This window comes from Sphingorhabdus sp. (assembly GCF_041737645.1).
Classification (GTDB): domain Bacteria; phylum Pseudomonadota; class Alphaproteobacteria; order Sphingomonadales; family Sphingomonadaceae; genus Sphingorhabdus_B.
In genome coordinates this window covers 1-22,591 of sequence record NZ_JBGSRI010000020.1, presented here as the reverse complement: position 1 = coordinate 22,591, position 22,591 = coordinate 1, and the positions used below count along the sequence as shown (strand labels likewise).

21 protein-coding genes are annotated in these 22,591 nt (G+C 54.0%); 5 read left to right on the top strand and 16 right to left on the bottom strand.

Features of this window, described 5'->3' with window-relative positions; translation table 11 throughout:
* On the top strand, nt 1–1,475 hold a 1,475-nt coding region (locus ACEW72_RS02520; RefSeq protein ID WP_373474808.1), incomplete at its 5' end, for a hypothetical protein.
* A gap of 40 nt (nt 1,476–1,515) precedes the next feature.
* Here the strand turns inward: ACEW72_RS02520 and ACEW72_RS02515 are convergent.
* A complete protein-coding gene (locus tag ACEW72_RS02515) occupies nt 1,516–3,084 on the bottom strand; it encodes a hypothetical protein (RefSeq protein ID WP_373474807.1) in 1,569 nt (522 codons plus the stop codon).
* 672 nt (nt 3,085–3,756) lie between these two features.
* On the opposite strand from ACEW72_RS02515, the gene ACEW72_RS02510 reads away from it, so the two are divergent.
* Nucleotides 3,757–4,482, top strand: a complete 726-nt coding sequence (locus ACEW72_RS02510; protein ID WP_373474806.1) for a LuxR C-terminal-related transcriptional regulator — start codon at nt 3,757–3,759, stop codon at nt 4,480–4,482.
* An 84-nt stretch (nt 4,483–4,566) separates the two neighbouring features.
* Here ACEW72_RS02510 and ACEW72_RS02505 read toward each other — a convergent pair whose 3' ends face one another.
* The 5 genes from ACEW72_RS02505 to ACEW72_RS02485 are packed head-to-tail and all read right to left on the bottom strand — an operon-like array spanning nt 4,567 to nt 10,134.
* Nucleotides 4,567–5,136 carry a sugar transferase gene (locus ACEW72_RS02505; RefSeq protein ID WP_373474805.1) on the bottom strand — a complete coding sequence of 190 codons (570 nt, stop codon included), beginning with the start codon at nt 5,134–5,136 and terminating at the stop codon, nt 4,567–4,569.
* Nucleotides 5,133–6,047 (bottom strand): NAD-dependent epimerase/dehydratase family protein, encoded by a 915-nt coding sequence (locus ACEW72_RS02500; RefSeq protein WP_373474804.1) that lies wholly within the window; start codon nt 6,045–6,047, stop codon nt 5,133–5,135. The genes ACEW72_RS02505 and ACEW72_RS02500 overlap by 4 nt, the downstream gene beginning before the upstream one ends.
* The gene (locus tag ACEW72_RS02495) at nt 6,044–7,036 is read right to left on the bottom strand and encodes an ATP-grasp domain-containing protein (protein WP_373474803.1); all 993 of its coding nucleotides are present in this window, start codon (nt 7,034–7,036) and stop codon (nt 6,044–6,046) included. Before ACEW72_RS02495 ends, ACEW72_RS02500 begins: the two co-directional genes overlap by 4 nt.
* A complete protein-coding gene (locus ACEW72_RS02490) occupies nt 7,033–7,755 on the bottom strand; it encodes a metallophosphoesterase (protein WP_373474802.1) in 723 nt (240 codons plus the stop codon). The genes ACEW72_RS02495 and ACEW72_RS02490 overlap by 4 nt, the downstream gene beginning before the upstream one ends.
* A gap of 60 nt (nt 7,756–7,815) precedes the next feature.
* Nucleotides 7,816–10,134, bottom strand: a complete 2,319-nt coding sequence (locus tag ACEW72_RS02485) for a GumC family protein (RefSeq protein ID WP_373474801.1) — start codon at nt 10,132–10,134, stop codon at nt 7,816–7,818.
* A gap of 447 nt (nt 10,135–10,581) precedes the next feature.
* Between ACEW72_RS02485 and ACEW72_RS02480 the strand changes: the two genes are divergently transcribed.
* Nucleotides 10,582–11,787, top strand: a complete 1,206-nt coding sequence (locus ACEW72_RS02480) for a S8 family serine peptidase (protein ID WP_373474800.1) — start codon at nt 10,582–10,584, stop codon at nt 11,785–11,787.
* A gap of 222 nt (nt 11,788–12,009) precedes the next feature.
* Entirely contained in the window at nt 12,010–13,311 is a 1,302-nt protein-coding gene (locus ACEW72_RS02475; protein WP_373474799.1) for a UDP-glucose/GDP-mannose dehydrogenase family protein, read from the top strand.
* A 19-nt stretch (nt 13,312–13,330) separates the two neighbouring features.
* Here the strand turns inward: ACEW72_RS02475 and hemN are convergent, their stop codons facing one another.
* Complete coding sequence (gene hemN / locus ACEW72_RS02470; RefSeq protein WP_373474798.1) at nt 13,331–14,644, bottom strand: oxygen-independent coproporphyrinogen III oxidase; 1,314 nt, start codon at nt 14,642–14,644, stop codon at nt 13,331–13,333.
* Nucleotides 14,645–14,755: 111 nt separating this feature from the next.
* Here hemN and ACEW72_RS02465 point away from each other — a divergent pair, with 111 nt between their 5' ends.
* Complete coding sequence (locus ACEW72_RS02465) at nt 14,756–15,421, top strand: OmpW family protein (RefSeq protein WP_373474797.1); 666 nt, start codon at nt 14,756–14,758, stop codon at nt 15,419–15,421.
* Between the two features lie 63 nt (nt 15,422–15,484).
* On the opposite strand, the gene ACEW72_RS02460 is transcribed toward ACEW72_RS02465, so the two are convergent.
* From ACEW72_RS02460 to ACEW72_RS02420, 9 genes are all read right to left on the bottom strand, one after another.
* Nucleotides 15,485–15,721: a hypothetical protein gene (locus ACEW72_RS02460; RefSeq protein ID WP_373474796.1), complete on the bottom strand. Its 237-nt coding sequence runs from the start codon at nt 15,719–15,721 to the stop codon at nt 15,485–15,487.
* Nucleotides 15,718–15,867: a cbb3-type cytochrome oxidase assembly protein CcoS gene (gene ccoS / locus ACEW72_RS02455; RefSeq protein ID WP_373474795.1), complete on the bottom strand. Its 150-nt coding sequence runs from the start codon at nt 15,865–15,867 to the stop codon at nt 15,718–15,720. The genes ACEW72_RS02460 and ccoS overlap by 4 nt, the downstream gene beginning before the upstream one ends.
* Entirely contained in the window at nt 15,864–17,999 is a 2,136-nt protein-coding gene (locus ACEW72_RS02450; RefSeq protein ID WP_373474794.1) for a heavy metal translocating P-type ATPase, read from the bottom strand. The genes ccoS and ACEW72_RS02450 overlap by 4 nt, the downstream gene beginning before the upstream one ends.
* The gene (locus ACEW72_RS02445) at nt 17,996–18,463 is read right to left on the bottom strand and encodes a FixH family protein (protein WP_373474793.1); all 468 of its coding nucleotides are present in this window, start codon (nt 18,461–18,463) and stop codon (nt 17,996–17,998) included. Before ACEW72_RS02445 ends, ACEW72_RS02450 begins: the two co-directional genes overlap by 4 nt.
* Nucleotides 18,460–19,917: a cytochrome c oxidase accessory protein CcoG gene (gene ccoG, locus ACEW72_RS02440; protein ID WP_373474792.1), complete on the bottom strand. Its 1,458-nt coding sequence runs from the start codon at nt 19,915–19,917 to the stop codon at nt 18,460–18,462. Before ccoG ends, ACEW72_RS02445 begins: the two co-directional genes overlap by 4 nt.
* Nucleotides 19,904–20,836, bottom strand: a complete 933-nt coding sequence (gene ccoP / locus ACEW72_RS02435; RefSeq protein ID WP_373474791.1) for a cytochrome-c oxidase, cbb3-type subunit III — start codon at nt 20,834–20,836, stop codon at nt 19,904–19,906. The genes ccoG and ccoP overlap by 14 nt, the downstream gene beginning before the upstream one ends.
* Complete coding sequence (locus ACEW72_RS02430; RefSeq protein ID WP_373474790.1) at nt 20,829–20,987, bottom strand: cbb3-type cytochrome c oxidase subunit 3; 159 nt, start codon at nt 20,985–20,987, stop codon at nt 20,829–20,831. Before ACEW72_RS02430 ends, ccoP begins: the two co-directional genes overlap by 8 nt.
* Nucleotides 20,984–21,730: a cytochrome-c oxidase, cbb3-type subunit II gene (ccoO, locus tag ACEW72_RS02425; protein WP_373474789.1), complete on the bottom strand. Its 747-nt coding sequence runs from the start codon at nt 21,728–21,730 to the stop codon at nt 20,984–20,986. The genes ACEW72_RS02430 and ccoO overlap by 4 nt, the downstream gene beginning before the upstream one ends.
* Nucleotides 21,731–21,742: 12 nt before the next feature.
* On the bottom strand, nt 21,743–22,591 hold an 849-nt coding region (locus tag ACEW72_RS02420), incomplete at its 5' end, for a cbb3-type cytochrome c oxidase subunit I (protein WP_373474788.1).

The following is a 22,591-nucleotide window of genomic DNA, read 5'->3' as shown; positions in this document are numbered from 1 at the left end:
CACCTCCGCCTCCACCGCCGACTCCGCCTCCACCTCCGCCTCCACCGCCGACTCCGCCGCCACCACCTCCAACGGCAGGGATTTTTAGCCCATCAAAGCTGCCTGATGGCCGCCAGCGAGCTTTCCCGACGGCACAAGGTTTCGGCGCAGCCGCCACCGGCGGCCGCGGTGGCCGGGTTATTCCTGTCACGACGCTTGCCGATTCAGGCGCAGGATCGCTGCGTGAATGCATGATGGCAACGGGCGCGCGTACATGCACTTTCCGTGTCGCGGGAACGATTGTTCTACAGTCGCAGATCAAACCGACATCGGGGAATCTGACCGTCGCTGGCCAAACCGCACCTGGCGGTGGCATCGCCATTCGCAACGATCCGTCGAACCTGACCGGGTCCCCTGTCTTTCTGGCGAAACCCAATAATATCATTCGCCATGTCCGCATCAGGCCGGGCGAAACAAGCGGCGCAAAACAGGACACAACGGACGGCATTACGATTGATGCAGGTGCCGACCACACGATACTCGATCACGTATCGCTTTCGTGGGCAACTGACGAGCCGTTCAATTCGACCAAAGCGTCGGCCAACATCACGGTTCAATGGTCATTGGTGTATGAAGGCCTGAGCAAATCGACCCATATTCAGGGCGAACACGCCAAAGGTATGTTTGTTGAAGGCAGCAATATCACTGTACACCACACCTTTATCGCACATGCCACCGATCGTATGCCCAATGCAGGCGTCGGCAGCAGGGTCGATTTCGTGAACCTCGTGACCTATAATATGCGCGAACGCGGGCATCAGTATTTTTCGATGCTTCAAAAACAAGGCAGCTCGACAAGTGGCCTGACCCGTCAGGCAAATGTGGTGAGCAACTGGGTTTCGATGGGGCCGAATTCATCGCGAGGCACACCGATTTACGGTGGCAATTATGACGAGCAATATTCGACCAATCCCGGCTTCGCCCAGTTCTTCCTTTCGGGGAATATTGATGGTCGCCGTGTTTCGACATCGGTTGATGACCGGCTGTTCCTTGATCCTGCTGACTGGCGCTATGTTCTAAGTCAGCCTATTGGCACGCTGTCGGTTGAGCTTTTCTCTTCTGCTACACAGGGTGTAAGGGATATTATGACCTTTGCCGGTGCGTTCCCGCGGGATAGTTCTGATCAGCGTGTGCTGGTTGATTTCCTGAATTGCCGCGGTGCAATTATCGATAGCCCGAGCCAGGTTGGCGGTTGGCCTTCACTCGCTGGCGGGACGGCTTATGCAGACGCTGATGGCGACGGCATGGACGATGTTTGGGAAGCCGCACGCGGCGTGAGCTCAGGCACCGCAGATGCGGATGGTGATGGCTTCACAAATCTGGAAGAATTCCTGAACGAGCTGGCCGGTGATCAGGATGCCACAGGCAATATGATAAACCGGGTCGGTTCAGGTGGCGGGTCTGTACCCGCCGTCAATTGCTCTATCGCTGTCTAGGGTCCTGACCCTGGGGTCAGGACCTGCGACGGCTTTCGGGCTAGGGGATTATATTGCAATTGACGGCAGGCACGGCGCCGCTCCCGGCGCCTACCCGATTGATGAAATTGCCGGCGGCGTCTTGGTCGCCTGCAAGTTCATTCAAAAACTCCTCTAAATTGGTATAACCGTCGCCGTCGGCATCTGCTGTCGCGCTGCTGATATTCCGGATGCGTTCCCAATTGTCATCCATACCGTCCTTGTCGACATCGGGATAAGCAACGCCTGCGGCAAGCACGGGCCAGCCACCAACTTGCGAAGGGCTATTGATGATTGCCCCACCACAAGAAAGAAAACCCTGTAATGCGCGGCCATCGGCTGCGTCTCGTGGAAATGCACCCGCAAAGGCCGTCACATCCCGGACGGCCTGTTCGGCCGGGCTGAATAACTGGACGCTTAAATTGCCGATGGGTTGTGTGGTGATATATTTCCAATCGGCGGGGTCAAAGAACATCTTTTCATTATTTGCCGGGGTCCGGCGACGGCCATCGATATTCTGATAGAGATAGAATTTCGCAAAGCCGGGGTTGGTCGAATATTGTTCGTCATAGTTGCCGCCAAAGATGGCCGTGCCACGTAATGAATTTGGTCCCATCGATACCCAATTCCCGATGACATTCGCTTCACGCAGCAAGCCGCTCGCGGTCGAGCTCTGCTTTTGCTTCATCGAGAAATATTGATGTGCCTTTTCCCGCATATTGTAGGAAATCAGGTTGACGAAATCGACACGGCTGCCGACCCCTGCGTTGGGCATACGGTCCGTGGCATGGGCCATGAACACATGGTGTGCGGTGATATTGTTGCCTTCCAGGAACATGCCTTTTGCGTGCTCACCCTGAATATGCGTCGACTTGCTGAGCCCTTCATAAACCAAAGACCATTGAATGGTTATATTCGACGCGGCCTTTGTGGTGTTGAACGGTTCGTCGGTCGCCCATGATAGCGACACATGATCCAATATAGTATTAACCGCACCGGCATCGACTGTGATTGCGTCGGTTGTATCTTGCTTGGCACCACTTGTCGGCCCCGGGCGGACGCGAATGTGCCGGATGATATTATGCGGCTGGTTGAAGAATAGCGGCGATCCGGTCAGGTTTGACGGATGGTTCTTGATCGCGATGCCGCCGCCGGGGGCGGTTTGTCCGGCGATCGTCAGATATCCCGACGTCGGCTTTATTTGCTTAAGCAGCTCGATTGTGCCCGATACGCGGAATACGCAGGTGCGCGCGCCCGTAGCCATCATACATTCACGTAGCGTGCCGACGCCGGAGTCAGCTAATGTGGTGACCTGTATGACCCGCCCGCCGCGACCGCCAAGGGACGCTGCGCCAAATCCTTCTGCGGTTGGAAATGAACGTTGTGGCCCGGCAGGCAGCTTTGATGGGTTATATGTCGTCGGTGTACTGGCCTGCAGCATGACCGGAACCGCGATCAGCGCACTGGCCGTGCCGAGAATTCCGATACATTTCTTTTTAACTGATGATGACGGCTCCGGTTCAAATTGAACGGGAATTTTATGCGTCGAACACGACGTGCCGGGTTGTGACCATTTCTCGATATAAAACATCAACTTGCTCCATTTGAGTATCTTCCAATTCGATTTCATCGGCAGACACAAAGTTTTATGAATTTCGTTGATGCTTTTAATATAGTGTTACTATGTTTGTAAAGATAGCAATACAATGTATTGTATTAAATACACTAGAGTCATGATTTCATTAAATTTATATGGATTTATCTCTTGCGGATATCGGCCATATTACCGCTTTGGGTGAAATACCGGGCATTTAGACACTTTTATGTCCGCTCCTATGCAATAAGAGGCTATATCTTAAGTTCTATTTTTGGGTTTTGTTGATATTTCAGTAATATAGACCCACGTGCATATTGATTTCTGTTTCGGAAAGTGGAACTCTAAACTTGGTTAACGTGCGAATCACCAAACCGAATGACACTTTGAAAGTGATCCCAGTTAGGCAATTTCGTCCATTTACGTTTAATTATGCGACTGTCTCATTATGGTACGACACTGATGATTTCGTACAAAGAATTGAAATATTCTTATAAAGATCAGACATTTAAATGGTTATTTCGCACATGCAAAAAAATGCAAATTTTGCCCTAAAATGGGCTTTTGGGAGTCGACAGCCAGATCGAAGTTATATAACTTTAAGGAACTCTTAAAAGTAAAAGTTTTCGTGGGTCGCAAACGTGATAGCTTCTGGATAAGGTACGTTTGATGATCGATACAGTTTTATCAGCCGTTGTAGTGGGCAAGAATTCTCTAGCTCGTGAAGGCCTCAGCCGCATTCTAGCCGAAGAAAATTTCTCGGTGCAGGCATCTGTCGAAAGCGGAACATCTTTTCTGCTCACAAATGCCGAAGATGAATCGCCCAATCTTTTCATTCTCGACAACAGTTCGACCGATCACCTGGAAAGCGAATTGGAAGCGCTGAACACCAGCTTTCCTAAATCGCGTAAAGTCGTGCTATCGGATCAATTTGATCTCGAAGAAGTCGTTGATGCCTTCAAGCTCGGTATCGATGGATATATCGTCAAGGAGATCAGCTGCGAAGCATTAATGAAATCCTTGCGATTGGTCGCCATGGGTGAAAAGGTCATGCCAAGCCAGCTTGCAAAGCATCTTTCCGGGATGGAAGATCGTTCGCAAGCGCCTCAATTGGCTCGCAATCCCGATGTTTCGCGCATATTGTCGGACCGTGAAATCACAACCTTACGTTATCTGCTTGTGGGTCATGCCAACAAAGTCATCGCCCGCCGGCTTGAAATCAGCGAAGCAACCGTAAAGGTCTATGTGAAGGCCATTCTTCGCAAATTGCGTGTCAGCAATCGCACGCAAGCTGCGATCTGGGCCTTCAACAATGGCGTTCAGGTCGTTGCCGATGATGTCAAGGAACTGGACGACGAAATGGGTTTCGATAACATTCAGGTTGCTGCTGAATAACCAGCGCCTCACCCAAAAGAAACATAGTCAAAAAGCCGGGACATCGGGGGGATGTTCCGGCTTTTTTGTGTTTGAAAGCCTATATTATGACAGTCGCCGCTTGCGCTTTTCACCGGCGACCATCACGCTGATTGTCGATACAAGAATGCCAAGATCTGTCTGCCAGTTACCGTTGTCGATATACCACAGATCAAGGTCGATTTTCTCATCCAGCGATAACAGGGTGTTGCCGCTCACCTGCGCCCAGCCGGTAAGGCCGGGATGCACCGAACCGCGGCGCACACCACGTTCGCCAAGGCTTGCGATCGTATCGGGAAGCAACGGACGCGGGCCGACAATTGCGATATCGCCTGTTACGACATTCCATAAACTTGGCAGCTCGTCGAGCCGGGATTTTCTCAGAAAAGTTCCGATGCCGGTAACGCGTACGGCATCGTCGAGCAGTTGACCGTTGGCATCACGCAAATCACGCATCGTCCTGAATTTGACGAGGGTAAAAGTCGAACCGCGATATCCCGAACGCGATTGCCGGAACAACACGCCCTTGCCTTGAAGAAATCGCAATAGCAACGCGATCACCAGATTAACCGGAATAAGCGCTATGAGCGCCAACAATGCCAATAGGCGGCGTCCAAAATCAATAACCAGTGTCATGGCCCGACCCCATGTGAACGCGCGTCTGCCGCGATGCGATGCAGTACATCTGATAGTGCCTTGGGCGCGAAGCCAAAACTTTGCAGCCGGTCACTGTTGATGGCCGGGAAACCTGTGTCAGGCGCGCGATTGGCATGAACCATCTGGATTGCTTCTGCCTTGCAGTTCAGTAACTCGGCCAACTGCATGACAATATCAATCAGCTCTGTTCGCTTGCCAGAAGACAGATTGTAAACGCCGTTCAAGTGCGTTTCGACCGCCAGCAGTAGGCCGCTACATACATCTTCACAGTCGATGAAGTCGGCACCAAAGGCCGCGCCATCCTGAATTTTTACCGGATTACCCTGCGCGAGATCGCGAGCCAGCCTGTCTATAATGCTGCGACCATCGCCGATAACTGAAGATATGCGTAATATGGCATGGTCGATCTCGTGTTCCTGACACATGCTGGCCGCCAGCCATTCCTGCGCCGCTTTCGAGGCGAGATAGAGAACGCGTGATTGGGGGCCAAAAGCGGAATCTTCAAATGCCTCGGCTTGGTCGGCGCGATACACATTGGCGGTCCCAGTCAGCACCAGCCTTTTTACTTTCGCCATAGCCATAGCGCCGATCAGGCGCTGCGTACCCAGAACATTGGTTGACCAAAGGCTGGCGTCACCTTCGGCGCCCGGCACTTTCCCCGGAATAATCGCAGCCAGATGGACAAGCTGGTCCACGCCGAATAATTGTTCGGCCATCTTGTCGGCGGTGTCGGTCAACTGGAACGGTCGGACGGTTACACCACCGGAATGCGCAAAGCCCGGGTCGCGTTGCAGCGCCACTACATCAAATCCGCGGTCTACCAGCAGGCCGATCAGACGGCTTCCGATAGCTCCACTGGCACCTGTGACTGCAACTTTCTGGCTGGTCACGATTGCCCCACAGCCGCGATCTGGTCGTGCCCGAGGAACTGTTCTTCCAAAAACCGTATGACCGTACCGTGGTGAATTACAGGCGGAGTGATATCTTCACCCAGGATCAATTTGCGGAGGCAAAGTTCGACTTCGTTAAAGCCAAACAGCGCCCGCATGGGTGTCGTGCCTGAAAAACGGGCGTTGATCTCAAAAAGGCGGGGTACGCCGTGGGCGTCCACGCGAAACTGGAAATTGGTCGGACCGTGCGGTTTCAACGCATATGCAAGTTCATGCACATATTTCTCATAATCAGGGAAATTACCGGAATAGGCCCGGTAGGTGTTGCCGTCACGCAGGTCACGCCGCAGGACAATCGACGCCTGAACGCGATCGTCAAAAAACAGCACTCCGGCGGTATATTCCTGATCGTCTGCACCCGCCATTTGCTGGACAACAAGGTCGTGCCTACCTTTTATTGTTTCTTCCAATTCGACTTGATTATTGACCTTTGAAACCCCGACCGCGCGCGCACCACGCCGGGGTTTTACGATCAACGGAAAGCCGATTTCCTCGACCAGTTGGCGCAATGCGTCGGCATCCTCTGCTTTCACCGATTTGGGGTTGGACAGATTGTGCTGTTCCAGGAACTGTGCCGTTTGATATTTATCATCGGCTATTTCGATCACATTTTCGGAGCTAACCAGAATATGGGTTTTGAATCGCTGTTCCCAATCGGCCCTTTTTTTGGCGAATATGGCCAGCTCGACATCGGTACCGACAAGAACGGCGTCGGGCCTTTCCCGATCAAGTATCGTCTCAATCCGGCTTTCATAGTCATCATCTGTGGCCATCGGTATCAGATGCGAACTGTCCGCCCAATGCAGGCCTGCCGACAGGGGATTGGGATCAAGCGCAACGATATGGCTTGGTAATGTTGCCGAACGTAGCGACTTTATGATGCCCTGACCCAAGACAGCTCCGGCACCTGTAACGATAATTTTCATCATTCAAAAAATCCACATAATCGGTTTTTGGTGCCCGGTGAAAGATCGGGATGTTGCTGGATTTGGGCGCAATGTGCCGATGCGTCGAAGGCAACATTGTGCCTGACAAGTGTCAATTTTTCGTTGAGGTATTCAATCATTGCCCATTGCGGCACCCGGTCTTCGGATGCTCTGGGTTGCCCTACTGAGCCGACGACATGAATTTCGGCGAAATTGTCGGCATAATGCCGGCTGCGGTGCAAATGACCGAACACGCCATATCGGTATCCCCGCTGCGCGCAGACCAATGCAGCCCGCGCCATTTCGGCATCCCCCGACATATACGTCCAATCACCATAGCCAAAAGGATTGGCGTGGGCCAAAAGCAACGGACCTGTTTGCCATTCTTGCAGCATTGGCAAATCATCCGGCCAGTGTTTGCCCAATTGTTCCCATGTCCAAGTAACTGATTCCCCGATCCAGTCAGGCAGGCGGTCAAAATAGGAAGTCTCTTCGTGTTCCAGGTCGATATAGAGCTGGTCGTGATTGCCGCCGATGAGTAACGCGCCGTCTTGTGCAATGGTTTTTGCCGCCAATTCGGCACATGGTCGCGGATCAATACCATAAGTGAACAAATCACCCAGCAATATCAGCTGGTCAAAACCTTGCGCCTTTGCATCCGTTAACGCCTGTTCAAAGGGCGCATAAGCCGAATGGATGTCGCTAATGACAGCTATGCGCACGACCTTGACCTTATTCTATTTGCAACGGACCAAGCGGCCATAGATTTACGGGCGACCGGTTTAATCCAGATAGGATTTTTTGCCGAAAAACCGGTTGAACCATGCGGGCATTTTCGACTTCGTCCGGCCTATGTCGTTGTAATAGCTCGCTGATTCCCAGTAATATTGGATTGCATCGCCATAACGGCCTCGTGCGTGTTCTTCATAATTGACCTGGTCAAAAATAACGCCGGCAACTCGGTTGGTACCCAGCATTTCCATGGTGGCATTCATCTGGTCAATCGTGGTCTTGCCCCAGCGCGCCACGACGACGGTATGATCGGCAAAGCTGCACATTGTCCGGGCATCTTTTACCGCAAGTGTCGCAGGTGCGTTGATGACGATGAAATCAAATTTATTCCGCAAATCCGCCAACAGGATTTGTAGAGCACGCGAACCGAGCAAGCGCGCAGGCTCTGCCACAGGCTTGGTTGCGCTGATGAGGGCGATACGGCTAGTGTCGATTGCCGTTTCGGTGTCGATCTGTTCCAGATCGCTGTCGGCGGGCAACATAGGAGGTGCGATTTTTGCAAAGTCGACATGACCTTTCAGGATTTCGATCAAATCGGGCGTATCAGCGCGCTTCATTTGCTGGATCAGGCCGGTCTTGCGAAGATCCAGATCGATTACCGCAACACGCTTGCCAACTGCCATCGCCGCCGCCGCCAGTGTGACGGACACCACCGACTTACCGTCGCCGGGTAGGGGTGAGGTAATCAGTACCGTCTGGCACTGGTTAGGAGTGCTGAGCGCATTAACATCGAAATAGGCTGCGCGGGCGACTTCGGAAAACAGGGATTGCGGGTCCTGTAATACTGGACTTTCCTCAATCTTGCTTCCGAAGTTTGCTTGAATGAAGGGCAGCATTCCAAAGGTCGGCAGACCAAAGAATTTGCGGATTTGCGCGGAGTTGCGAAGCTTATTATCAAACAAGTCGATGGCAAATGCGACAAGGAACGCCAGCACCGCCGAAGCCAAAAGGGCCATAGTGGTGATCTTGAAGGGTTGCGGCGACACCGGATCGTCATTTACCGACGCAGGCGATACGACCGTGGTGTTGACGCCTTCTAACGGGTTTTTGGCACGGATTTCAGAAACGCGTTCGGTAAGCTGGTTGTAAGCCTTGACCGCTTGTTCTGCCTGACGTGAGAGTGTTTCCAGTTGAACGACATTTTTAATGTTGCTGTAGGCCTTGCCGGTAAGCGCGTTCAGTTGCGCTCTTAACTGGCCCGCACGGGCGGCATCGCCGGATGCGTCGCTACGCGCAATTTGCGCCATTCGCGCGCTTTCGGCGTTTGCGACGGCTGCGGCGTCAGATGACGCGCGGTTCCGTTCCCTGACAAGGTCTTGCCTTACCCGACCAAGGGCAGCGGACAGCGTAATGATTTCCGGATGGCTATTGCCAAAAGTTTCGGATTTGCTGGCCAGCTGCGAAGCAAGGTCTGCCTCCTGCTTTTCAAGCGCCATAGTGGATGCATTAGTTGCGCCAGCGGTGCTCCGCATTCCGGCGGCGGCTGCGACGCCGGCGCTACGTGAAGAAGATCCGGCGCTCAAGGCCGAAGCCGAAATGGCTTCGCTCTGGATCCGGTTGACCTGATTAAGATCTTCGTTACCCGCCGCACCTGAAAGCATACCGTTGGCGATCCGGAACTCGGAAACCGCTTTCGCGGTATCCTCAGCGCGCTTTGCGGTCTCTTCCTGCTTTTTTGTCAAAGACGCCAGCAACTCATTGCTGCGTTCTTCGGATTTTTTAATGCGGATCGATTGAACCGACAGCGGATATTGGTTCGCAATCAAGGTAGCCATTTCGGCCGACCGGGATTCGACGGTAATTTCAACGAGATCGGAGCCTGCTTGCGATGTGATTTCCGACATCTGCATCAATGTGCTCGCGGCCTGGCGGATTTTCTGTTTCTTGCCGCCCACGGCTGCTTTGCCCATATCCTTTGTGAAATCGGCGCGGTCATAAAGTTCAAGGTCACGCACAACTTTCTCGGCGGCTGCGCGCGAACGGTGTAGCTTGACTTCGTTGGCGATACGCTGATTGTTTTTGGCCATGATGTCGGCCTGGTTGACGCCGACAGAGTCAATCAATTCAACCTGCATGGAAACGGTGGAATTATAGAGGGTTGGGCGAGTAATCTGCCAGACAAATGCACTCAGGGTGATGGCCGCAATGATGCTCAACGCCAATTTCTTGTGGCGGAGCAGAACATTGGTAAATTCGCCGATGCCCGAACTTTCCATCGTGGTAAAATTCTGCGGAGCAGGGTTCGTCGGGCGACCCTGCAAATAACCGACCTGTCCGGCATGGTTCGAGCTGATGATAGCATTGGACATTAGATTACCCTCTATTTTCAATATATTGCGTCTTTCCGGTTACGGAAAACGGCCAATTTTAGCCAAACGCTTTACACGAATGATATAGCGCCCCTGGTGGTCGGGGCGCGATTGATATTGGGGGGAAATGCCGTCTTTATTGGACTACCCCCTTTGCGCCAATTTTGATCATTTAATATGATCTGGTTAACATACATTCAGCGTTCTGGACGAAGTTTGCCGACCGGAAAATATAATTTGGCGCTCGCGCAATGCGCCAACATTGGGTGAACAGGTCATCAATTAACTTTGTAGAATGAAAATTGACATTAAAAATCGATAAAGAATCGTTCGGATTTGGGTCGTTAATTACGCGCATTATATATAGTGTTGCTATGATATAGCGTAAGTACTTAAAGGCCGTCAGTCTTACTTAAGATAGATTTTTGATTTTCGGAGGGTTTAGTCATGAGAAATCTTTATTTAGGAACAGCGATAGCCGCTTGTTCCGTTATTGCCGTAAGTCCGGCGTTGGCCGACCGTGCTGGCGATCCGATAACTGATAGCTATATTTGTATCTTCAAGGGCAATGCAGTGGCCAAGGCAGATGTAGGCGGAAAAGCCGACCGCGCGGTGCGTGATGGTGGCGGAAAACTTAAACATGTCTATCGCGATGCGGTTCGCGGCTTTGCAGCCGAGATAAGCAAAGCGGGAGTTGACGGTCTGAAAGCACGCAACAGTGAAATCGCTTTCTGCGAAGCGGACCGCGTGATTACTGTGACACCGCGTGATGAAAACGGAAATGTGGTTTACGCTTTGGGCGAAGTCAGAGCGAGCAAAGGTCAGGATGGTGTCAAGCCAACTCCACCGCCCTCACCAACACCCTCACCTCCGCCGCCACCTCCTCCCCCGTCAGCCGCACAACAAACCCCGTGGGGCATCACCCGCGTTGGTGGTGGCATCAATGGTAATTATGCAACTGCATGGGTTATCGATTCCGGCATACAACTGGCGCACCCTGACCTGAATGTAGACCGGGTCCGCAGCCGCAGCTTCATCGCCGGATTGACCGCAGATGACCAGAATGGCCACGGGACTCACGTGGCGGGCACGATAGCGGCGCTGAATAACAATATCGGTGTTGTCGGTGTCGCACCCGGTGCCCAAGTGGTGGCCGTGCGCGTGCTCAACAAAAGAGGCAGCGGATCGACATCGGGCGTGATTGCCGGTGTTGATTATGTATCGCAAAATGCCGCGGTAGGCGACGTTGCCAATATGAGCCTCGGCGGAGGCATTAGCCAGGCTCTGGATGACGCGGTTGCAGCCGCTGCGGCCAAGGGTATCCGTTTTGCTTTGGCGGCGGGCAATGAAAGCGCCAATGCCACAAGCAGCTCACCCGCTCGGGTGAGCGGGCCGAATATCTATACCGTATCTGCATTCGGGACAGGCGATGTGTTTGCCTCTTTCTCGAACTTCGGTAACCCGCCGGTTGATTTCTCCGAACCCGGCGTTGGTATCAGGTCAACATGGCTGGCAGGTGGCTATAACACGATCAGCGGCACATCGATGGCAGCCCCGCATCTTGCAGGCTTGTTGTTGCTCGGCCCGATACGCAGTGGTGGATCGGTTATTGGTGACAGGGACGGTACACCGGACATTATCGGCGTCAGATAACTACCAGATATGGTTTTTAAGTCTGAATGTTATTTCGGCCTTTCTAACCTGAATATACAAAAATCCCCGCGCATTTCGGTATGCGCGGGGATTTTTTATACCTGCGGAAACTTATTTGATACTCTTTTGACGCTATGTGGTTATCCCTTTTAGCCGCTTGCTGTTTGTCGCCTCCCGAAATAATGAGGCCGCGAACAAAAGCTATTGCCAGAAAGACTTTGTATGAAAATTGCCATGATAGGATCAGGTTATGTCGGGCTTGTCTCTGGCGCTTGCTTTGCCGACTTTGGCCATGATGTTGTCTGCGTTGATAAGGATGCACGCAAGATCGATCAGCTTAACGCTAATATCATGCCGATTTTTGAACCCGGCCTGGATACTTTGGTCAAGACCAATGTCGATGCCAAACGGCTTTCCTTTTCGACTGACCTCAAGGCATCTTTGAAGGGTTGCGAAGCAGTTTTTATTGCCGTGGGAACACCATCGCGACGCGGCGATGGCCATGCCGACCTAAGCTATGTATACGCCGCCGCCGAAGAACTGGCGGGCGCTATCGACCCCAAAACAGTTGTAGTGACCAAGTCGACCGTTCCCGTTGGCACAGGCGATGAAGTCGAACGCATTATCCGTGAAGCCAATCCATCGCTCGATTTTGCCGTCGTATCCAACCCGGAATTCCTGCGCGAAGGCGCGGCTATTGGCGATTTCAAACGACCAGACCGTATTGTTGTTGGTAGTGATGTCGAATGGGCGCGCGAAACCATGCGTGCCATTTATCGTCCGTTATTCCTGAATGAATCGCCGATCTTGTTTACAAGCCGCCGGTCTTCGGAACTTATCAAATATGCCGCCAACGCGTTTCTGGCGACAAAAATCACTTTCATCAATGAAATGGCCGACCTTTGCGAAAAACTGGGTGCCAATGTTCAGGATGTGTCACGCGGAATTGGACTCGATAATCGTATCGGGTCGAAATTCCTGCACGCAGGTCCTGGCTATGGCGGCAGCTGCTTTCCAAAGGACACGCTTGCTCTTCTCAAAACCGCTCAGGATAATGATAGTCCGGTCCGCATTGTCGAAGCCGTCGTTCAAGCGAACGATCTTCGCAAGCGGGCCATGGGTCGCAAGATTATCGCTGCCCTGGGCGGGGATGCGCGAGGCAAGAAAGTCGCGCTGCTCGGTTTGACGTTCAAGCCGAACACCGACGACATGCGGGATGCACCTTCAATAGCGATTGTGCAGACTTTGATGGACGCCGGTGCACAGGTCCACGCGCATGATCCCGAAGGAATGGAGGAAGCAGCCAAGATACTTCCCGGCGTAGTTATGACTGAAAGCGCATATGCCGCTGCGGATGGAGCCGACGCTGTTGCGCTGGTGACCGAATGGGATGCCTATCGTGCGCTCGATTTGAAAAAGCTGCGGTCTGCCATGAACGGAAGCGCGATGATTGATCTGCGTAACATCTATCGTGCTGCGGAAATCGAAGAGGCTGGCTTCAGCTATAGCAGCATCGGCCGCTAAGTATTGCCTGTCATCGGGGCTAAACCGCCTGCGACGCCGCATTGTTACCGGGTTGGCGGAACCGGTCAAAGGTTGCAGCAATGCAACGCGCATATGGTCGGCCGCTGTCCTCGATAAAAAGCGTATCGCCGCGCCATTTGGTCAGTCCCAGATCTTCAAAGGGCTTAAGCGCCTGACGGGTTTGGCTATCCGAACGGATTTCGACGCGGCCTTCGCACAGAAGGCGTTCAATCCACCGGCTATGTGTCATGTCTGACGCATCCGGTATGAAGCCCCGGACCGTTGGCAAAGAACCGGCGTTTATACGCGCACGGTAAGCGCCGATATTTTTCTCGTTTTGCACCAGTATCCCGGGCAACATGCTGATCGAGCTGGCCCCGACGCCCAAAAGGGTATCGTTACAATCTTCGGTGAAGCCCTGAAAATTGCGTCTTACGCCACCTGTTTTTGCGGCGATCGCCAAGGAATCTTCGGGCAACGCGAAATGATCGAAACCAACCGGAACATATCCGGCGGCAACCAAAAGATCGTAGCCCACGGCGGATTGCTGGAACCGCAAATTTGCATCCGGCAATGCGCTGCCATCAATACGCCTTTGACGCGGTATCATGCTGGGTAAATGGGCATAGCCAAACAAGGCGACGCGCGTCGGACGAAGCTTTATGGCATGTGCGATACTATCCGCAAGGTCAGCTAAAGTCTGATTGGGAAGTCCGAACATCAAATCAAAATTTATTGCCGTGATGCCCCGTGACCGCAGGGCGGAGACGCAATTTTCGATTAGCGCCAGCGGTTGGATGCGTCCGATAGAGGCTTGTACATGGGGAGAGAAAGTCTGAACACCCAGACTAACCCGGGCCACGTTCGAAGCCGCCAGAACCAGGGCCCATTCGGGCGTAAATTCCCTCGGGTCGATCTCGATCGATATTTCCGGCTGACCAGCGGCAAAGACGGTAATGATCCGGTCAAGCAATCTTACAAATTCGATAGTGGAGAGCGCGTTGGGACTTCCGCCGCCAAATGCAATTCGCCTCAAGCACCCCCTGCCACCGATCCGCTTGGCGACCAGAGCAAGTTCCGCCTCCAGCGCATCCAGATAAGCGGTCATCCGCTGCGCCTTTGATGCAGCACCCGTATTGCATCCGCAATACCAGCAAATCGATTTGCAAAATGGAATGTGCACATAAAGCGAAAGTGGCGTGCCCGGCGCGACTGCCTCTAATGCATTCGCATAATCTTCGGCCCCGACGCCGTCATGGAATTCTGCGGCCGTGGGGTAGCTGGTGTATCTGGGCACAGGCCGGGACAATAATTCGGGATAATAGGGCCACATGGCATCCGTTTATCCCAACACCCGCACAGCACCTTGATCTGTATCAAAGACAAAGCATTTTTGTGGCGCAATATAGGCTTATTAACAACAAGGTCAGTAAAAGGAACCAGCATGAAATCTCTCCCTTTGAAGCTCGCATTACTGGTGAGCGCCGCCATGTTCAGCAGCAGCGTTGCCCATGCCGAAGCGGGCGATACTTTTGTCCGGGTGCGCGCCATCATTGTTGCGCCGAATGAAAGTTCCGGCGGGATATTGCCGACCTTTCCAACCGAAGAGGTTGCGGTGAACAACAGCGTTATGCCGGAAATTGATATTACCCACATGGTAACAAACAATGTCGGGCTGGAACTGATTGCTGCCACAACCAAACATAATGCATCCGGCACCACAGGAACCACTGGTGGCATTGGCAAGCTTGCATCGACGTGGGTTTTGCCGCCTACCTTGACGGTGCAATATCATTTTGCGCCCGAAGCCAAAGTGCGGCCATATGTCGGGGCAGGGGTCAATTATACGATCTTCTATTCTGAAAAGGCGTCTACCGGATTGGAAACAGCGGTCGGCCAGACGGATGTCAATTTGAAAAACAGCTTTGGCTGGGCCGCGCAGGCCGGGGTCGACATCGATTTGAACGAGAAGGTATTTCTGAACTTTGACGTTAAATATATCGACATTGATACCACGGCACGTTTGGCGACCACCGCCATTGGAACACAGCGGGTTAAAATCAATCTCAATCCGTTTGTCGTAGGAGTTGGCTTGGGTTTCCGTTTTTGAGAGTCAGCGGAAATCAATATGCCCAGAGCGGCGCTTCCGGGGGGATGCGCCGCTCTAATTTTATCAGCAGCAATCGTCTTCGTTCGTGCCATCAGCTTTTTTCTTGCGCTCATTGGCCGCGTGACATCCTTTTTGGCAGCAGCTGTGACTATTCCCTTCGCCCGGCAGCGGTTGTTTGAACGGAATTGACACGCGGATATCTCCGTCACCGCAAACGCCGACCATGATCGATTTACCCTGTGCAGGCACTGGCGGCAGGGTCAAAATCAGGATTGCGAAAAGGCTGACAACTTGCCTCATATGCTGTCTTCATCCTCGATCAAAATACGCATTGCGGCACCATCGGCATCGTCAAACTGGCCATTTTTGATCGACCAGAAAAATCCGGCGAGGCCAAGCAAACCAAGACCTAATGCAACCGGAATAAGAAAGGCGAGCCCTGTCATCGGGCGTTGGCCGCATTTTTGAGGCGAAGGGCATTGGCAACCACCACCAGCGATGAACCCGACATGGCCGCAGCCGCGATCAGGGGCGTCACCGTGCCTGCAATGGCAAGTGGTACGGCCAACATATTATAGCCAATGGCCAGGATGAAATTCTGCCTTACAATCTGTTGCGTTTTTCGGGCGGCGCGGATGGTGGTGGCAACGGGGCTGAGAGCATCCCCCATGAACACGACATCAGCCGCATTCTGGCCCGCGTCACTGGCGGATGCAGGTGCGATTGATGCGTGACCTGCGGCAAGCGCAGGTCCGTCATTCAGGCCATCGCCCACCATCAAAACCTTGTGACCTGCGGCCGTTTGCCGGGCGATTGCATCCAGCTTGTCCTGCGGTTGCATGGACGTCTGCGCTGTCATTGCCAAAGCCCGTGCTATCGGGGCCACCGATTCAGCGCGATCGCCTGAAAGAATCGATGATGCGATCCCCAGCCGGGTCAGCGCCTTCAATGTGGCCACCGCCTCTGGCCTTAACTGGTCGGAGAGGTGCACCACAAATGCGTCATGGCCTTCAATCTGCAACACTGCGGCAAGGCCGTCGTGCGATATTTCGCGACCGGGCCGACCGAGCGATACCGCTTGCCCATCTAATGTTGCAAAAATTCCGGTACCGGCAACTTCGTGAATCTGCCTGACCTTTGCGGCTTTAACGCCGCCAGATTCCAGTGCGCGCCTGATCCCTTCAGACAATGGGTGGCGGCTTGCGCGGGTCAGGGATAGCAATATTGCTTTTTGTGCATCGGTGGCCTGACTTAGATTATCTGGCATTGGCCGACCCAGAGTCAGCGTTCCGGTCTTGTCAAACATCGCCAGATCAACCTCGGCCAGACGTTCGAGGGCGCTGCCGTCCTTTACCAGAATTCCCGCGCGCATCAGTGACCCGGCAACCACGATTTGGGCCGCCGGAACGGCTAACCCCAGCGCACACGGACAGGTAATGATCAGCACGGCAACGCAGATCAGCAAGCTTTCATGCCAACCGGCACCGGCGGCCATCCACCCGAGAAAGCTGACCGCGGCTAGGCTATGGACAGCGGGCGCATAATAACGTGCCGCGCGGTCGGCGATCCTGACATAATGCGATTTGGATTGTGTCGCCTGTTCCATCAACCGCGCGATGTCCGCAATTGCAGTATCGGCGCCGGTCGCTGTGATCTGAATGTGCACAGGTGCGTCGAGATTCAAGGTACCTGCGTGGACGACGCTTCCGGTTACAACGGACTGAGGCGCCGTTTCGCCTGTAAGCAGGGACAAGTCGAAACTGCTGCACCCTTCGGTTACAATACCGTCAGCGGCAAGACGTTCGCCTGCGGCAACCAACATGACCATGCCGGGCTTTAACGACTTGGCATCGACCCATGTCGATTGGCCTTCGGCGTGCAAAACCATCGCGCCTGATGCGCGTTGTTTCAGCAGCGCGCTGACGCCATCGCGGGCGCGGTCCCGCATTACTGCGTCAAGCCAGCGGCCAGTAAGCAGAAAGAACAACAGCATTACTACACCGTCAAAATAGGCGTGGGGCCCATGGGTGAATGTTTCATAAAGGCTGAGCGCGGTGGTCAAGGTGACGCCGATGGAAATCGGCACGTCCATATTGGTCCGCCCCTTGCGAAGCACACCCCAGGCAGAACGGAAAAACACCCGCCCTGCATAAGCGACGGTTGGCAGCGCGATCATCGCCGAAAGCCAATGGAACAGATCACGTGTGACCCCGGTTGCCCCTGACCAGACCGAGACCGAAAGCAGCATGATGTTCATCATCGCAAAACCGGCGACGGCCATTGCCTTTAGCAGGCGCTTTGCGTCTCGATTTTCCTCTCCGTCTCCGCTTTCGGACAAAGGAACAGCTTCAAAACCGATATTGGCGATCGCCGACACCAATTGCGGAAGCGTCATTTCGGGCAGGTGCGTAATCGCTACGCGCTTCGCAGTGAAATTGACCCGTGCATTCGCGATACCCAATTGCAGGGCAAGCCCGCTCTCCAACTTTGCGATACAGCCTGCACAGCGCATGCCGGGAACCGCGAAATCGGTAACCGGCAATGCTGTGGCCGCTTGGTTTGTGGTTGGTGCGGTCATTGGAATTGGTCCACAAATTTGTAGATAACGGCGTTCTGGCGCAACGAAACTTGAATGGTCCAGCGCCCCGCAGGCAGCGCGACCGCCGATTTTAGCCTGCCGTCAGGCATAGCGCTGAATTCCAGCGGTATGTCCGATGCGCGGCCAAGCGGATGGATCGCGTCTGCGACCGCCGTCACGCCCGTCACCAAAGCCTTGTTTTTGCTAACGTTGATGATGACAAACCGGTCCTGCGTCATGGTTGCATGAACCGTCCAACCCAATCTGTCCTGTCGTTCCGCTGCATCCAGCCAACGATTGTAATTCTGGCTCGCCACATAGCTGTTATCAACAACCGTTCCGCCAAAAGTGCCAATCGCCATGCTTGCCATGGTAAAGTTCACGGCCATGATGATGCCGAAGAACGCAACCAGTATCACGGTCATGTGCCAACCTGTAAATCGGCCTTTTATACGGGCGGTCATTGTCCAGCCTCCGGTCTTTCGAATAATAGGGTGTCAGTATCACCTTTGTCGTCGCCGGTGCGTGCGCGGGTACTTATCTTGAATTCGGTACTTGCCGGTCCAGCTTCAGGCGCGGCGATGAATAATTGCACCTTGTGCACAGCGTCGGGGGCGACCGCGAAATTTATGTTCTGCCTGGCAGATTCACGGTTGCCATCGGGGGTCCAAAGAACCCCGCCGGGCAGGGCTTCGATATACACATCCACGATCCGTGGCCGTGTTTCCATATTACGGATTTTCAGGGTATAATTGTTGCGGATCGCACCATCTGACAGCCTTACATAAACAGGGTTCCGTTCATGCTGGACAGCAAGGTCAAGTCGCGTCCGTTGGCCCAGTGTGAACAGCATCGCAAGGCCGATGCTGGTCCAGATACCGAAATAGATTATCGTCCGGGGCCGGAACAATGTTTTTGACACCGCTTGACCGGTCCCGCCCTTTTTTTCGATTTCGGCATCGTCCAGCGTGCAATAATCGATCAGGCCCCTTGGCTTGCCGATCTGTTCCATCACCTTGTCACATGCATCAATACACAGCGCGCAGGTGATGCAGCCGATTTGGGGACCTTCGCGGATGTCGATTCCCGTCGGGCACACGGCAACACACTGGTTGCAATCGATGCAGTCGCCAAACGATTCTGGATCGGCTTGCGCTGCTTTCAGGCTGCCGCGTTGTTCCCCGCGCCAATCCTTGTACGTGACCAGTAAGGATTTTTCATCCATCATCGCGGTCTGGATACGCGGCCAAGGACACATATAGATGCATACCTGTTCACGCAGGAAGCCGCCAAATATAAAGGTCGTTGCCGTTAAAATGCCGACCGTGGCATAAGCAACAGGGGCCGCATCGCCTGACCAGAATTCGCGCACCAGCGTGGGCGCGTCGGCAAAATACATGATCCATGCGCCGCCTGTCCAAAAGGCAATGAAAAGCCAGATCGACCATTTCCCGAACCTTTTGGTGATTTTCCCGGGCCCCCAAGCGGCTTTTGCCAGCCGCAACTGCGCGTTACGATCGCCATCAATGAAGCGCTCGACATGCTGGAACAGATCGGTCCACACGGTTTGCGGACAGCTATATCCGCACCACGCCCGTCCAACCGCACTCGTCAGCAGGAACAGGCCGATTCCGGCCATCACCAACAGGCCGACGACATAATAAAATTCATGCGGCCAGATTTCGATCTGGAACATGTAAAAACGGCGGTTGGCCAGATCGACAAGCACGGCTTGATCGGGCGCATAAGGTCCGCGATCCCACCGGATCCAGGGGGTGACGTAATATATGGCCAGCGTTACGGCCATGATAACCCATTTCAAACGGCGGAAAAACCCGTCGACTGCTTTGGGATATACACCCTTACGCGCTTCATACAGGGGCTGATGTGGTGCGATCAGGTCATCAGGGCTGGACATTGGCGACGACCTTTGCCGGGTCGGAAGCCAGGGCTCTGTCCGGTGCCGCATTTGCCTCACCACCGCCAAGCGAGTGCACATAGACCGCCAGCATCTTGATCGTGATCGGATCAAGGCGATTATTCCAGCGGGGCATCACACCATAACGCGCCTTGTTGACGGTTGTTTTTATGCTGGCCGCATCGCCGCCATAGAGCCAGATTTTATCGGTCAGGTTCGGCGCGCCAAATTCGCGCAATCCTTTTCCGTCGGAACCGTGGCACGACGCACAATTGTTGGCGAACAGCACCCCGCCGCTGGCGGAAAGTGCACCTGGTTTGGCCGCACCCGATAATGTTTGCACATAGCCCACAACGGCATCGATTTCGCCCGCGCTCAACACGCCTTCAAAGGCGGGCATCTGCGAAAAGCGGGTCGCATCATGATCCGGCTGTCTGATACCATGCGTCAATGTGGTGTGGATCGCAGGCAAGTCACCACCCCAAAGCCAGTCATCATCATTCAGATTGGGATAGCCTGCCGAACCGGCTGCACCCGAACCGTGGCATTGCACACAATGCACCTTGAACGCCGCCCGACCCCCTTCGATGGCGGCTTGGTAAAGCTTTTCATTGCCGGCCAGTTGTTCGACTGAAATTGCGGCAAGCGCGCTGGTGACTGGCGCGCGGCGCAGCGTTTCTGCCTTTAACTCCTGTGCCAGTTCACCCCTGCTCGTCCAGCCCCAAAGTCCGGGCGTTGCGCCGTTGAGCAAAGGAATTGCGGGAAAAAGCAGAACATAAATAATGCCCCAGACAATTGTGGCCCAGAAAGAAATAACCCACCAGCGTGGCATCGGCGTGTCGAGTTCTTCAATGCCATCCCATTCATGACCGACCGTTTGCGTGCCTGTTGCCGCGTCAATCCGCTTGTTCTCAGTCATTTTCGTCATCCCTGAATATGATATGTGCCGCATCATGGTTGCGCCGCGCCGCGCCCTTGCGAAAAGGCCATGCAACCAGAATGAGGAACAATATCCCCATGGCCAGCAGGCCCCAGCTGTCGGCGAAATGGCGAAAGTCGTTATAGGTCATCTTGGCTGCTCATAGGCCTTCGCCTTTTGATGATCGACCAGCGTGCCGATCATTTGCAGATAAGCGATAACCGCATCCATTTCGGTGACCTTGGCAGGATTGCCGTCAAAATCACGGACCTGCGCCTTGGGATATCGCTTTTTTAATGCTTCGCCATCGGCATTGGGGTCGGCTTGTGCGACCAGATCGGCATCGGCCTGTTTGATGGCTTCACGGCTGTAAGGCACGCCTACGCGTGACAGCGCCGTTAAATGCGCCGACATATCGCCGACCTTGATCTCGCGTTCTGCCAAAAAGGCATAAGGCGGCATGATGGATTCGGGCACGACGCTGCGCGGATCTTTCAAATGGGCGCGATGCCATTCATCCGAATAGCGGCCACCCACGCGGGCCAGATCTGGTCCGGTGCGCTTAGAACCCCATTGGAAAGGATGGTCATACATACTCTCCGCCGCCAGGCTGTAGGGGCCATAACGTTCCACCTCGTCACGGAACGGACGGATCATCTGGCTATGGCACAGATAGCAACCTTCGCGGACATATATGTTGCGACCGGTCAGTTCGAGCGGGGTGTAAGGGCGCATTCCTTCAACTTTTTCGACAGTAGAGTCGATCCAGAAAAGCGGGGCAATTTCGACAATGCCGCCGATGGCAACGGCACCCAGAGCGCATAGCCCGAGCAAGGTGACATTGCGTTCCAGCTTTTTGTGGCTGAAGGTTCCGGTTTGTGGATTGCTTGTCATGATCGGTATTCCTTATTCGGCCGGAACGGCAACATAGGGTCGGTCGGCTTCAGGATTGTATGGTGTTTCGGTCATCGGTTTTTCGATGCGAAGCTTGCCCGCCACGGTCATCCACACATTGTAGACCATGACCAGCGCGCCAGAGAGGTAGAGCAACCCGCCAAAGGCCCGGATCAGATACATGGGGAACATCGCGGCGACGGTTTCGACAAAGGAGTAAACCAGATAGCCGTCGGCCCCATATTCACGCCACATCAGGCCTTGCATGATACCCGACACCCACATGGCGGACGCGTAAAAGACGATGCCTAGAGTGGAAAGCCAGAAATGCCAGTTTATCATCCGCAGTGAATACATGCGGGTCCGGCCCCAAAGCCGCGGGAACAGATAATAAAGGCAGGCAAAGGTAATCATGCCGTTCCAGCCCAATGCGCCGCTGTGTACATGGCCGATGGTCCAGTCGGTATAATGCGACAGGCTGTTGACCGACTTGATCGACATCATCGGACCTTCGAACGTGCTCATGCCGTAGAAGGCGAGAGCCAGCACCATCATCCGGATGATCGGATCGGTGCGGATCTTGTCCCAGGCGCCGTTGAGCGTCATCAGCCCGTTGATCATGCCGCCCCAGCTCGGCATCCACAGCACAACCGAGAACACCATGCCGAGCGTCTGCGCCCAATCGGGCAGCGCGGTATAGTGGAGATGGTGCGGACCGGCCCAGATATAGAGAAAGATCAGCGACCAGAAGTGCATGATCGACAGCCGGTAGGAATAGACCGGCCGCTCCGCCTGCTTGGGAACGAAGTAATACATCATCGCCAGAAAGCCGGCGGTGAGGAAAAAGCCGACAGCATTATG

Bases quoted from the DNA above. Each gene is read 5' to 3' on its own strand.
- ccoP (WP_373474791.1), bottom strand. From the start codon at position 20,836: ATGACTGAGAACAAGCGGATTGACGCGGCAACAGGCACGCAAACGGTC.
- ACEW72_RS02430 (WP_373474790.1), bottom strand. From the start codon at position 20,987: ATGACCTATAACGACTTTCGCCATTTCGCCGACAGCTGGGGCCTGCTG.
- ACEW72_RS02460 (WP_373474796.1), bottom strand. From the start codon at position 15,721: ATGAGGCAAGTTGTCAGCCTTTTCGCAATCCTGATTTTGACCCTGCCG.
- ccoG (WP_373474792.1), bottom strand. From the start codon at position 19,917: ATGTCCAGCCCTGATGACCTGATCGCACCACATCAGCCCCTGTATGAA.
- ACEW72_RS02505 (WP_373474805.1), bottom strand. From the start codon at position 5,136: ATGACACTGGTTATTGATTTTGGACGCCGCCTATTGGCATTGTTGGCG.
- ccoS (WP_373474795.1), bottom strand. From the start codon at position 15,867: ATGACAGGGCTCGCCTTTCTTATTCCGGTTGCATTAGGTCTTGGTTTG.
- ccoO (WP_373474789.1), bottom strand. From the start codon at position 21,730: ATGACAAGCAATCCACAAACCGGAACCTTCAGCCACAAAAAGCTGGAA.
- ACEW72_RS02485 (WP_373474801.1), bottom strand. From the start codon at position 10,134: ATGTCCAATGCTATCATCAGCTCGAACCATGCCGGACAGGTCGGTTAT.
- hemN (WP_373474798.1), bottom strand. From the start codon at position 14,644: ATGTGGCCCTATTATCCCGAATTATTGTCCCGGCCTGTGCCCAGATAC.
- ACEW72_RS02465 (WP_373474797.1), top strand. From the start codon at position 14,756: ATGAAATCTCTCCCTTTGAAGCTCGCATTACTGGTGAGCGCCGCCATG.
- ACEW72_RS02495 (WP_373474803.1), bottom strand. From the start codon at position 7,036: ATGATGAAAATTATCGTTACAGGTGCCGGAGCTGTCTTGGGTCAGGGC.
- ACEW72_RS02510 (WP_373474806.1), top strand. From the start codon at position 3,757: ATGATCGATACAGTTTTATCAGCCGTTGTAGTGGGCAAGAATTCTCTA.
- ACEW72_RS02480 (WP_373474800.1), top strand. From the start codon at position 10,582: ATGAGAAATCTTTATTTAGGAACAGCGATAGCCGCTTGTTCCGTTATT.
- ACEW72_RS02515 (WP_373474807.1), bottom strand. From the start codon at position 3,084: ATGTTTTATATCGAGAAATGGTCACAACCCGGCACGTCGTGTTCGACG.
- ACEW72_RS02450 (WP_373474794.1), bottom strand. From the start codon at position 17,999: ATGACCGCACCAACCACAAACCAAGCGGCCACAGCATTGCCGGTTACC.
- ACEW72_RS02475 (WP_373474799.1), top strand. From the start codon at position 12,010: ATGAAAATTGCCATGATAGGATCAGGTTATGTCGGGCTTGTCTCTGGC.
- ACEW72_RS02445 (WP_373474793.1), bottom strand. From the start codon at position 18,463: ATGACCGCCCGTATAAAAGGCCGATTTACAGGTTGGCACATGACCGTG.